Here is a 10505-nt window from a genome sequence, read left to right as displayed (position 1 = left end):
CGCCTGCGGGAGGGGGGACACGCGCTACAAAAAATCCCCTACCTTTCACGGACGATAGTTTCTGGCTAATTTGGGTGGGATGCGGACAGGCGGCTTTCGGGGAGATGATTGGCGAAAGCTGACGTTGCGCGGAAAAAATCATTCGGCAACAATCGCCCACTTGCGGACATTCAATCAGCGTGAGAGCCTGCCTTATGCAGATCCAAGTATTTGAAGGTGAGACGCTCGTCGGCACTGCCACCATAAAGCATCTGGACCCGCCGATGGGCGTCGCCTTCGGGCCTTTCTCGCCGACCAGCGACTATGCGTCCAGTGCGCACGCAAACGTGGTTGAGGGCGATTATGTAGGCGATAGGGGCCTCGTATTAGCCGCTACCGCCGATCAGCACGACTTTCTGGATGCCTCGATTGCCATTGAGGATTGGACTGACCCTGAGATTGGCAAGCAGTTGACGATGTTCTTTAAGGACGGGGAGAACTTCGCCGCCTTTTTCGCCGAACACCCGGATTACAGGGCGTATTACCCGCACCTCGCCAACGGCAGCTAACCACAAATAATCGGTCGTGCAGCCTTCGCCTTGCGATCTGAATGAGCGGCGGGTTTCAGGCGCAATGATGACGTGACCGAGTTTCCCAAACCTGGTCGATACCAGACCCAGATCACGGAGGTCTTTAGGGCTTCTGCCAACGGTTATAAGCGCCTTTGATCCCGACAATTAGCAACATACACCCAAATGCCAACATATCCCAAGGGTGGCGGTCGTCGGCAAGCCAGAGGGCCAAATAGCCGATGCCAAGGCCCGATGGCAGCCATACTTTGACAGCGTATTTATCAGTCCAGACAGTCCGCATGTTGACAAGCTATCCTACCGATCAGAGTTCCGCAAATGGTCGATGGGCGACAGGCAGCTATTTCCGCCCACGATAGTGTCGCCTGCCCTAAAGAGGACCGGCGGCTATCTTCTCTTACCCGCCGGTAAGCCGACATTCCGAAATCGGCCGATTTTGTACCCAAGCTGCGCAACCCAGGCAACCGTTATAACATTGTAATAACATATCGCTTATGGTACGTCTCATCAGCGAGTAGGGGCCAACTGTGAAACAATGCCCTCTCCTCACCGCCACCCTGAACGCGCTTAGCCGCGCTGGCTGTCGTGTCAGGTTCCATGTTCCCAGATCAGGCCGCTGGGCGTGACGGGGGATGGATGCTGAAACACGTTCAGCATGACGGTGGGGGATTGGGCTATGTCATGGGCTATCCCCGCCCGCAAAGGAGCGAGACATGCAGACGGTTGTGCGGAAAATGGGTAATAGTGCGGGGATCATCCTGCCCAAGGCGTTGCTGGGGGAGATGGGGCTGACGACCGGGCAGGCGCTGGATATTCGGGCCGAGGATGGGCGGATCGTGGCGACGCCGGTGGCGCTGGAGCCGCGGGCGGGCTGGGCCGGGGCGGCGCAGGCGATCGGCGCGGACAGGGATGCCGAAGCGCAGGACTGGGCCGGTTTCGCTGTCGAGGGGGATGCGGACCTGACATGGTGACGGCCCCGGCAATGGTACGGGGCGAGATATGGCTGGCGGCGCTGGACCCGACGGTGGGGAGCGAAATCCAGAAAACCCGCCCCTGCGTGATCGTGTCGCCCGACGAGTTGAACGCGCATTTGCGCACGGTGATCGTGGCGCCGATGACGACGGGCAGTCGCCCCGCGCCGTTCCGGGTGCCATTGCGGTTCAATGGCAAGGATGGTCTGATCCTGCCCGATCAGATGCGGACGGTGGACAAGGGGCGGCTGGTGAAGCGGCTGGGCTGGGTCGATGCGGCGACCGGCGCAACGCTTTTTCGGATATTGGGGCAGATGTTCGCGGCTTGACGACGGTTCGCCGCGGCCTTCCTCACAAAGTCCGCGCCTGCGGCCCGTCGCGATGGTCGCGCGCATCGACTTCCGGGGCTGGCAGGGGGATGCCCTGGGTCAGGGCGCGCCAGCGGTCGAAGGCTTCGCGTTCGTCGCCTTCGATGGTGATGCGGCCGCGCGGGTTGCGGCGGTTGGCTTCTTCCCTGGCTTCCTGTTCGGCGCGGAGTTGCTCGACTTCTTTCACGAACTCCCTGACTTCCAGATCAACTTCGCCGCCCGGCCGCATCTGCTCTCGCTTCCATTCCAGCTTGAGCGCTTCGATATCCGCCGGGCGGGAGGCACCGCGGATCGCGCCTTCGGGATAGCGATCATGGGCGCGGTTGCGCAGCAGGAACATGAGCAGCCGGTCGTTAAAGACGCGGCGGGTGCCGACCAGCTTGCCATAGCTGTAGACCGGCACTTCGATGCCGTGGATGGCGCGTTCGAGCGCGATATCCTCCAGCCGCTGCACACCCTGATCCAGCGCGGCGTGCCAGGCGGCGGCGAAGCTGTCGGCGCCCTTTTGCCGTCGCAACTGATAGGCGCCGTCGATCGACATGCCGATGCGCTGGGCGGCGTGCTTGACCGATCCGGTTTCCGCGAGCGCGGCGATGAAGGCGCGCTGGCGCTCCGGCGTCCAGCCATCATGGCGATAGCGGCGGGGAATGGGGGTGAAGTCCAGATGGACGGGCTGCACCTTTGTGCGGGGTAGGGAGCGGCTGGTCATGGCGCGCCATATAACCCATATGGTTATATGTAGGACAGTGATTTTTGGCCTGAGGGCCGGTGCGGCAACCGAAATGCGCTCTTGCACGCATTTCGAGCCAGATTCTCAGCGCTCCTCGCCCGCGCACCAGTTGATCGGCTTTGGCGACCAGGGCTGGGCATGGCCCTTGAGGATCATCAGCTGGCCGAGCGACACGCCATCGCGTACCAGCAATCTGGCCGACGGATCGGGATCGACCGGATCGGGCCGGGCGTCGAACGCGCCGCCGTTCATCATCGCGGCCAGCGCGGTGCGGCCCTGCTGCGCCAGTTCGGCTTCGGCCGGGCATTTGGCGTCGGTCTGGCCGGGGACGCTGATGTCGGCCACGCGATAGCGCTGGCCCTTATAGGCGTAGCTGCCCGCCGACAGGATGCAGGCTTCGCCGGTCATGTCGTCGCAGATGGAAAAGCGTTCGGAAATCGTCATGGGACCGGCGACCTTGCCGCCGCCGGGGGCGGGCAATATATCCTTGAACAGCAATATGGCGACGCCCGCGATCAGCAGCGCCACGACGATGATGCCCACCGGCACGATGCGCGTGCGGCTTTCCTGCGTATCATGCAACCAGCTGCCCGATGGGTCGGGTGTGCGATCGCCCAGGTCGTAGAGATTACGTGCCATGATCGGTTTTCCACTATTCTGCGTATAGTTAGCCGATCTTTCGCAAATATTTCGTTAACCAAAGCGGCGCAGGTCAGGGGATCGGCGGCTTGACGATGGCGCAGGGGCATGATCAAACCGGCGCGTTCCCGACGCAGGAGACGGCATGAGCGAGGGCTGGTTATATGATGAGCATCCCGCGATGTTCCGGGCGCATCCCGTGCTGTTCACGCTGTTGCTCGTGTCGGTGGTGGGCATCCTGGCGATCGGCGTGTGGTGGGTGATGCACAAGGGCGAGCGGCTGGCGCTGAGCGAGCGGGAGGTGCTGATGGAGCGGGGGCTGCTGGCCAAGCAGCGCACCGAGGTTGCCCTGTCGAGCATCCGCAGCGTGCGGATCACGCAAAGCCTGGGGCAGCGCATCTTCGACGTTGGCCATGTCGAGCTGTTCAGTGCGGGCGATGTCGCCGAAATCGCGATCAAGAATATGCCGCGACCCGGCCGTATCCGCGCCATTGCCGCCGCGCGTAACCTGGATCTGTTGCCACAGAGATAGGTTGCTTCACGCTACCCCTTGACTTTGACGCATATATTTCAACGATAGCAGTTGGGGGGACCGGCAGAGTTCCCAGCCGCAGAGGACGCCAGAAACAGCAACGCCGGGCCGCATGATGTGGTGCGGCGCGGACAAGGGGTCGTCTGCATGGGCTTGCGAGTGATGCCGTCATTGACGGAACTGACGGCCGAGCAGCGCGCGGACATAAGGCAAGCCTGCGGCTTTGCCTGTGTGCGGTGCGGGGTGACCATCTATCGCTATCTGGGCCTGCCCGACAGCAATGGCGCGACTTTGCTGTGCCCGACCTGCCACGGGCTGGTCGAGGAAGGGCGGCTGACCGCGACGCAGGTGCAGAGTTTCCACGCCAATCCGGTGGTGCGCCAGCGCCATTTCGCGCGCGACCGGCTCCCTTTTTCCGCCGAGCTGCCGCAGCTGATCGTCGGCGGATCGCGCTTGTTGCGCGACACGCCGATCCCGATCACGCTGGATGGCGAGCCGATCCTGATCTTTGCCCCGCCCCGCCGCACCAATGGCGCGACGCGGATCAGCGTGCGGCTGGGCGCGCCCGATGGCGAGCCGGTGCAGGTGATCGACGGCAATGAATGGTTGCCCACCAATGGCAGCTGGCACTTCCTGCTGCGCGGCGACCGCTATTCGATGATGGCGGCGCGGGGCGATGGGCTGGCGGTGCTGCGCATCGTCGCGCGCAACCGGATCGCGGTGGAACATCTGCGCACCACCATCCGCGGACGGCGGCTGGAAGTGACGCCCGACTGGCTGGAAATCGACGGCAAACGCTATGTCGACCGCATCGGCAGCGGGACGCTGATCGGGCTGGAGATGTAGGGGGGCGGCGGTGCTGATAAATCCTCCCCTTGCAGGGGAGGTGGCAGCACGAAGTGCTGGCGGAGGGGTGTCGCCCTCTCGATAGGGTGACACCCCTCCGTCTGGCCTGCGGCCCGACACCTCCCTTTAAAGGGGAGTATCAGGAAACGCGCTTTGACAGGCCAGCGCCCAGCGGGCAGGGCATGCTCCATGCAGCTTTCCCATTTCGATCCCGCCCTGTTCCTGCGCGACTATTGGCAGAAGAAGCCGCTCTTGATCCGCAATCCGTGGGGGGAGTGGCGCAATCCGCTGGAGCCAGACGAGCTGGCGGGGCTGGCGTGCGAGGAGGGCGTGGAATCGCGGCTGATCACGCAGGGCGATGATCGGCTGGCGATGGAGAATGGTCCCCTGCCCGAAACCCGCTTTGGCCAGCTGGGCGCGCGGCCCTGGACATTGCTGGTGCAGGCGGTGGACCATCATGTGCCGCAGGTCGCGGCGCTGATCGACCCGTTCCGTTTCGTCCCCAACTGGCGGATCGACGATGTCATGGTCAGCTACGCGACCGATGGCGGCGGGGTGGGCGCGCATTTCGACCAATATGATGTGTTTCTGGTGCAGGGGCTGGGCCGCCGTCGCTGGCAGGTGGGCGGCCTGTGCGATTCCACAACGCCGCTTTTGCCGCATGACGATCTGCGCCTGCTGGCCGATTTCGTGGCCGTTCAGGAATGGATACTGGAACCGGGCGACATTCTCTATGTGCCGCCGCGCGTCGCGCATCATGGCGTGGCGGTGGGCGATGATTGCATGACCTATTCGGTGGGGTTCCGTGCGCCGTCGCGGGCCGAGCTGGTCGAACATTGGTCCGAGACGCTGGTGGACGCGATGCCGGACGAGGATCGCTACGCCGACCCCGATCTGGCGCGGCAGGCCAATCCGGGCGAGATCGCCCCCGCTGCGATCGACCGGCTGCACGGGCTGGTGACAGAGGCGCTCGCCGATCGCGACGCCTTTGCCCGCTGGTTCGGCCAGTATAGCAGTAGCCCCAAATATCCCGATACCGACTGGCGCCCCGAAGAGCCGATGGAAGCGGGCGATGTCGCCGCGATGCTGGCGCAGGGGGCGGCGCTGTGCCGCAATCCGGCGAGCCGCTTTTCCTTCGTGCGGCAGGGGGACGGGCTGCTGCTGTTCGTCGATGGCGAATCTTTCGATTGTGAGGGCGACATGGTGGCGATTGCCGAGACGATTTGCGCGCAGGATCATGTGACGGTCGATCCGTCCGATGCCGGGCTTGCCCTGCTCACCGCGCTGGTCAATCAGGGCAGCCTGGCATTTGAGGAAGAGATTTAGGCCATGACGCTGATAGTGTTCAATAAACCCTTCAACGTCCTGTGCCAGTTCACCCCCGAAGCCAATGGGCCGGAGCGGCAGACGCTCAAGGATTTTGTCGATGTGCCGGGCGTCTATCCTGCCGGGCGGCTGGACACGGACAGCGAAGGGCTGCTGCTGCTGACCGACGATGGCCGCTTGCAGGCGCGGATCGCCGATCCCCGGTTCAAAATGCCCAAAACCTATCTGGCGCAGGTGGAAGGTGAGCCGGACGAGGCGGCGCTCGACGCGCTGCGGCGCGGGGTGACGTTGAAGGACGGACGGACCTTGCCCGCCGAGGTCGAACGGATCGACGATCCGGCGCTATGGCCCCGCGACCCGCCGGTGCGTTTCCGCAAGACCGTGGCCGATTGCTGGATCAGCCTGACGATAAGGGAGGGCAAGAACCGGCAGGTGCGCCGCATGACGGCAGCGGTGGGGCATCCCACGTTGCGACTGGTGCGCTGGGCGATTGGCGAATGGACGCTGGAAGGGGTGCAGCCGGCGGAATGGCGCGAGGTTGGGTGAGGGGGGCGCAAACGACTATTTCCGGAAGTTAAATCGTTCCATATAGCGGACATGCCGACGTCACAGTATCGTATCCCAATGCGCATCATCCTCATGTTCCTAGCGATCGCGTTAAACGGATGTGATGGACTGGATGCCCAGGACATACCGCTGGGTCCGGACACCGGTTTTCGAGGTGGTAACCTCGTGCAAGTGAGTAGCGCTGGATCGATAACGTGGAACGGGATGATACTTACCGATCCCGAATTAAAGGCTTTCGTTCGTCAAGATGCTACACTGCCTCCGGACGCTGGTCGGCTTTGGGTAGAGTTTGATCCCAACGCCCCATCCGAACGCGTCCGCTTCGTCAAAACAGAGGTTATCAAGAGCGGGCTGTGCGAACAAAAGCGTTGTTTGGAAGGTAAGTGGGGGGCAAAGCGGCCTGTCATCAACTGACTGCCGATACCGACCACTACCTGACCCTCAGTTTTTGTAAAATGATCCTCACTAGCGGACGCTGATTTTCCAAAGTAAGGTGGCGTATGGCTCCCAAAGATTATGTTTTCCTAGCATTCCTAATTCCAACGGTCGCTATCGTTCTTCGAGTGGATAACCGTATGCGAATTGCTGAACCAAAACGACGATTAGGTATTGGCCTAGCGCTACTCTGCGCCACACCGTTGCTCTTCATGACGATGATGTCACTGCCAAAGCCGACTGGCGACGGATCGGATATGCCGATCGAAAACATCGTTGCGATGGCAGTCTCTTCCATTTTCGCTGGAGCCTTCATTCTATCAGTTCTTCTCATTTCGGGGGGCTTGTTCCAAACCTTCAACCGCTGGCGATATTATCGAAAGAGCGGCAGCTAACCGCTCGGAGCCGCCGCAAAGCCGCCAGTCCGCTTCCCACCCATCTCGGCGATTTGGCCGGGTCAAAGGCGTGGCAAGTCGCGCCGGTGCTGCCGGTCCGGTCTATATCCGCATGAAACCGAACGCGAGAACGGCGCTGAGGGTGGAGAGCGGACTGGCGGCTTTTGCTACCGTCGCAAGCTTACGATGCCGCTCGGCAACACCATTACTGATGGCCTTTTCAGAAACGGCGATGCTGCTCGATTGCGAATTTGCCGACTATCATTCCTACAAGCACTATGCCCGGCAAGGTTGCAATAATCGCTATCCTAATTACTGCCATATAGCGCAACGCGGGTGGGTCATTAGAGATGATCCAATAAAGCGATCCGACAATGACTGGCAATATGATAACACTTGCGATCGCAGAGGCTATTTTAAAAGTCGGCTTGCTCAAGCCCCAGTTGTCATCTTTGTCCAATCCGATTCTCCTTTAGTCTCCACCGGGATGAGCGCCGCCATCTTATGCCGCAATGGCCGCTATTGATATCGAAAATGGAGCTATCGGGGGGCAGATTCTGGTCGACGGCCGACCGTCTGCTTTTCTAACGCCTAAACCTGAACGAATGACCGCTTTCAGGAAACAGAAATCACCCGTTGGACGGCGACAAATGGCGCACTCTCGCCCCGCCCCTACCCCATCCTCCCCCGCACCGCCGCCAGCACATCGCCCGCCAGCCGCGCATAGTCGGCGCAGGCGGCCTGCATCGCCGCGCCGCCATCGCCGTCGCGCAGGCCGCCATAGCAATGCCGGTTCTGCGCCGCGCGCATCGCGCGCAGCCGCCCGCGCTCGGCGCCTGCCAGCCCCAACTGCTTGCCTGCCCGCCGCCATGCCTCCGCCGCGCTGAAAATCCGTCGCCCCGGATGCACGCCGGGGTCCGCGCCTGCGCCCGCGCCCAGCCGGTCGATCCGCTGCGCCTCGACGATCAGGTCGGTCAGGAACAGGTCGAGTTCGCGCAACCCGTTGCCGATCAGCTTGGCGGGCATCGCGCCGCGCCGCTGCGTCGCCGCATCAGGACACAGGCCCAGCGACATGCCATTGGCCAGAAACGCCGCCGCCCGCTCGATCCGAACCAGTTGGCCGGTCAGGGCGGCGTGCGCGTCGATCAGTTCTCGTCGCCCATGCGCAGCGCGGCGATGAAGGCTTCCTGCGGAATCTGGACCGATCCATATTCGCGCATCCGCTTCTTGCCTTCCTTCTGCTTGTCGAGCAGCTTCTTCTTGCGGCTGATGTCGCCGCCATAGCATTTGGCGGTCACGTCCTTGCGCATCGCCGCGATCGTCTCACGCGCGATCACCTTGCCGCCGATCGCCGCCTGGATCGGGATTTTGAACAGGTGGCGGGGGATCAGGTCTTTGAGGCGCTCGCACATGCCGCGCCCGCGCGATTCGGCGGTGCCGCGATGGACGATCATGCTGAGCGCATCGACCGGCTCGCTGTTGACCATGATGCTCATCTTGACCAGGTCGCCCTCGCGATAGCCGATCTGGTGATAGTCGAAACTGGCATAGCCCCGGCTGATCGACTTCAACCGGTCGTAGAAATCGAACACCACTTCGTTGAGCGGCAGTTCGTACGTCACCTGCGCACGGCCGCCGACATAGGTGAGGTTCTTCTGGATGCCGCGCCGGTCCTGACACAGTTTCAGGATGGAACCCAGATATTCGTCGGGGCAATAGATGATCGCCTCGATCCACGGTTCCTCAATCTCGTCGATCTTGGTCGGGTCGGGCATGTCGGCCGGGTTGTGCAGATCGATCTCGCCCGCGCCATAGGTCAGCTGAATCTTGTACACTACCGACGGCGCGGTGGTGATCAGGTCCAGATCATATTCGCGGGTCAGCCGCTCCTGAATGATCTCCAGATGGAGCAGCCCCAGGAAACCGCAGCGGAAGCCGAAGCCCAGCGCCGCGCTGCTTTCCATCTCGAAGGAGAAGCTGGCATCGTTCAGGCGCAGCTTGCTGATGGAGTCGCGCAGCTTGTCGAAATCATTGGCGTCGACCGGAAACAGGCCGCAAAACACCACCGGCTGCACTTCCTTGAAGCCCGGCAGCGGTTTCGCCGCGCCATTTTTCACCGTGGTGATGGTGTCGCCGACGCGGGTTTCGGTGATATCCTTGATCTGCGCGGTGATGAAGCCGATCTCGCCCGCCGCCAGTTCGGGCAGCGCCTCGATCTTGGGGCGCATACAGCCCACCCGGTCGATCAGATGTTCGGTGCCGCCGATCATGAACTTGATCGCCTGGCCTTTCTTGATGACGCCATTGACCACGCGGACCAGAATGACGACGCCCAGATAGGGGTCGTACCAGCTGTCCACCAGCATCGCTTCCAGCGGCGCGTCACGGTCGCCCTTGGGCGGCGGGATTTTCTTGACGATGGCTTCGAGTATCTCGTCGATGCCGATGCCCGATTTGGCGCTGGCCAGCACCGCTTCGGATGCGTCGAGGCCGATGACATCCTCGATTTCCTTGCGCACCTTTTCGGGCTCGGCGGCGGGCAGGTCGATCTTGTTCAGGACCGGCACGATCTCATGATCATGCTCGATCGACTGGTAAACATTCGCCAGAGTCTGCGCTTCCACGCCCTGCGCCGCGTCCACGACCAGCAGCGCGCCCTCGCACGCGGCAAGGGAGCGGCTGACTTCATAGGCGAAGTCGACATGCCCCGGCGTGTCCATCAGATTCAGTTCATAGGTCTGGCCGTCTTTCGCGACATAGTCGAGCCGCACCGTCTGCGCCTTGATCGTGATCCCGCGCTCCTTCTCAATGTCCATATTATCAAGGACTTGGGCGCTCATCTCACGGTCGGTCAGGCCGCCGGTCCGCTGGATCAGGCGGTCCGCCAGCGTGGACTTGCCATGGTCGATATGGGCGATGATCGAAAAGTTACGGATGTGGCTAAGCTGCGTCATTGCGCGCCGATAGCAGGTGTCATCGGCCCTGTCAGCAGGATCGCGAATGGCCCGCCGGATAAGATGACAATGGCCGTCACCCCGCCCCGCTCCGCTTGGAAGCCTGACGGCGCTATGATATGATCAGCCAAAATATCGGGGCGCGCACAAATTCAGATCAAGCAGCAAACGGG

The 10505-nt window shown here is 62.1% G+C and carries 13 protein-coding genes; 8 read left to right on the top strand and 5 right to left on the bottom strand.

What is annotated here, in order from left to right:
* Positions 1–194: 194 nt before the first annotated feature.
* From EBBID32_RS15900 to EBBID32_RS15885, 3 genes are all read left to right on the top strand, one after another.
* Entirely contained in the window at positions 195–548 is a 354-nt protein-coding gene (locus EBBID32_RS15900; RefSeq protein WP_006960379.1) for a hypothetical protein, read from the top strand.
* 734 nt (positions 549–1282) lie between these two features.
* Complete coding sequence (locus EBBID32_RS15890; protein WP_006960375.1) at positions 1283–1540, top strand: AbrB/MazE/SpoVT family DNA-binding domain-containing protein; 258 nt, start codon at positions 1283–1285, stop codon at positions 1538–1540.
* Entirely contained in the window at positions 1534–1869 is a 336-nt protein-coding gene (locus tag EBBID32_RS15885) for a type II toxin-antitoxin system PemK/MazF family toxin (RefSeq protein ID WP_006960373.1), read from the top strand. The genes EBBID32_RS15890 and EBBID32_RS15885 overlap by 7 nt, the downstream gene beginning before the upstream one ends.
* 22 nt (positions 1870–1891) lie before the next feature.
* Here the strand turns inward: EBBID32_RS15885 and EBBID32_RS15880 are convergent, their stop codons facing one another.
* Both EBBID32_RS15880 and EBBID32_RS15875 read right to left on the bottom strand, forming a co-directional pair.
* Positions 1892–2617, bottom strand: coding sequence for a hypothetical protein (locus EBBID32_RS15880; protein WP_006960371.1), 726 nt, complete (start codon positions 2615–2617; stop codon positions 1892–1894).
* A 105-nt stretch (positions 2618–2722) separates the two neighbouring features.
* Positions 2723–3277: a hypothetical protein gene (locus EBBID32_RS15875; protein ID WP_006960369.1), complete on the bottom strand. Its 555-nt coding sequence runs from the start codon at positions 3275–3277 to the stop codon at positions 2723–2725.
* Between the two features lie 145 nt (positions 3278–3422).
* On the opposite strand from EBBID32_RS15875, the gene EBBID32_RS15870 reads away from it, so the two are divergent.
* The 5 genes from EBBID32_RS15870 (at position 3423) to EBBID32_RS24190 (ending at position 7378) form a co-directional block, all read left to right on the top strand.
* The gene (locus EBBID32_RS15870; protein ID WP_006960367.1) at positions 3423–3809 is read left to right on the top strand and encodes a PH domain-containing protein; all 387 of its coding nucleotides are present in this window, start codon (positions 3423–3425) and stop codon (positions 3807–3809) included.
* A gap of 162 nt (positions 3810–3971) precedes the next feature.
* Positions 3972–4655, top strand: coding sequence for a hypothetical protein (locus EBBID32_RS15865; protein WP_006960365.1), 684 nt, complete (start codon positions 3972–3974; stop codon positions 4653–4655).
* Between the two features lie 189 nt (positions 4656–4844).
* The gene (locus EBBID32_RS15860; RefSeq protein WP_006960363.1) at positions 4845–5981 is read left to right on the top strand and encodes a ribosomal protein uL16 3-hydroxylase; all 1137 of its coding nucleotides are present in this window, start codon (positions 4845–4847) and stop codon (positions 5979–5981) included.
* Between the two features lie 3 nt (positions 5982–5984).
* Complete coding sequence (locus tag EBBID32_RS15855; protein WP_006960361.1) at positions 5985–6527, top strand: rRNA large subunit pseudouridine synthase E; 543 nt, start codon at positions 5985–5987, stop codon at positions 6525–6527.
* A gap of 596 nt (positions 6528–7123) precedes the next feature.
* Entirely contained in the window at positions 7124–7378 is a 255-nt protein-coding gene (locus tag EBBID32_RS24190) for a hypothetical protein (protein ID WP_156022590.1), read from the top strand.
* A 220-nt stretch (positions 7379–7598) separates the two neighbouring features.
* Here the strand turns inward: EBBID32_RS24190 and EBBID32_RS24625 are convergent, their stop codons facing one another.
* From EBBID32_RS24625 to lepA, 3 genes are all read right to left on the bottom strand, one after another.
* Complete coding sequence (locus EBBID32_RS24625; protein WP_037491175.1) at positions 7599–7838, bottom strand: hypothetical protein; 240 nt, start codon at positions 7836–7838, stop codon at positions 7599–7601.
* Between the two features lie 212 nt (positions 7839–8050).
* Positions 8051–8452, bottom strand: coding sequence for a hypothetical protein (locus tag EBBID32_RS15840; RefSeq protein ID WP_006960358.1), 402 nt, complete (start codon positions 8450–8452; stop codon positions 8051–8053).
* Positions 8453–8523: 71 nt separating this feature from the next.
* The gene (lepA, locus tag EBBID32_RS15835; RefSeq protein ID WP_006960356.1) at positions 8524–10332 is read right to left on the bottom strand and encodes a translation elongation factor 4; all 1809 of its coding nucleotides are present in this window, start codon (positions 10330–10332) and stop codon (positions 8524–8526) included.
* Positions 10333–10505 lie beyond the last annotated feature (173 nt).

The sequence above is a fragment of the Sphingobium indicum BiD32 genome, assembly GCF_000382885.1.
Taxonomy (GTDB): Bacteria; Pseudomonadota; Alphaproteobacteria; order Sphingomonadales; family Sphingomonadaceae; genus Sphingobium; species Sphingobium japonicum_C.
Note: the sequence above shows the minus strand (reverse complement) of the source record. Positions and strands in the feature narration are given on the sequence as shown.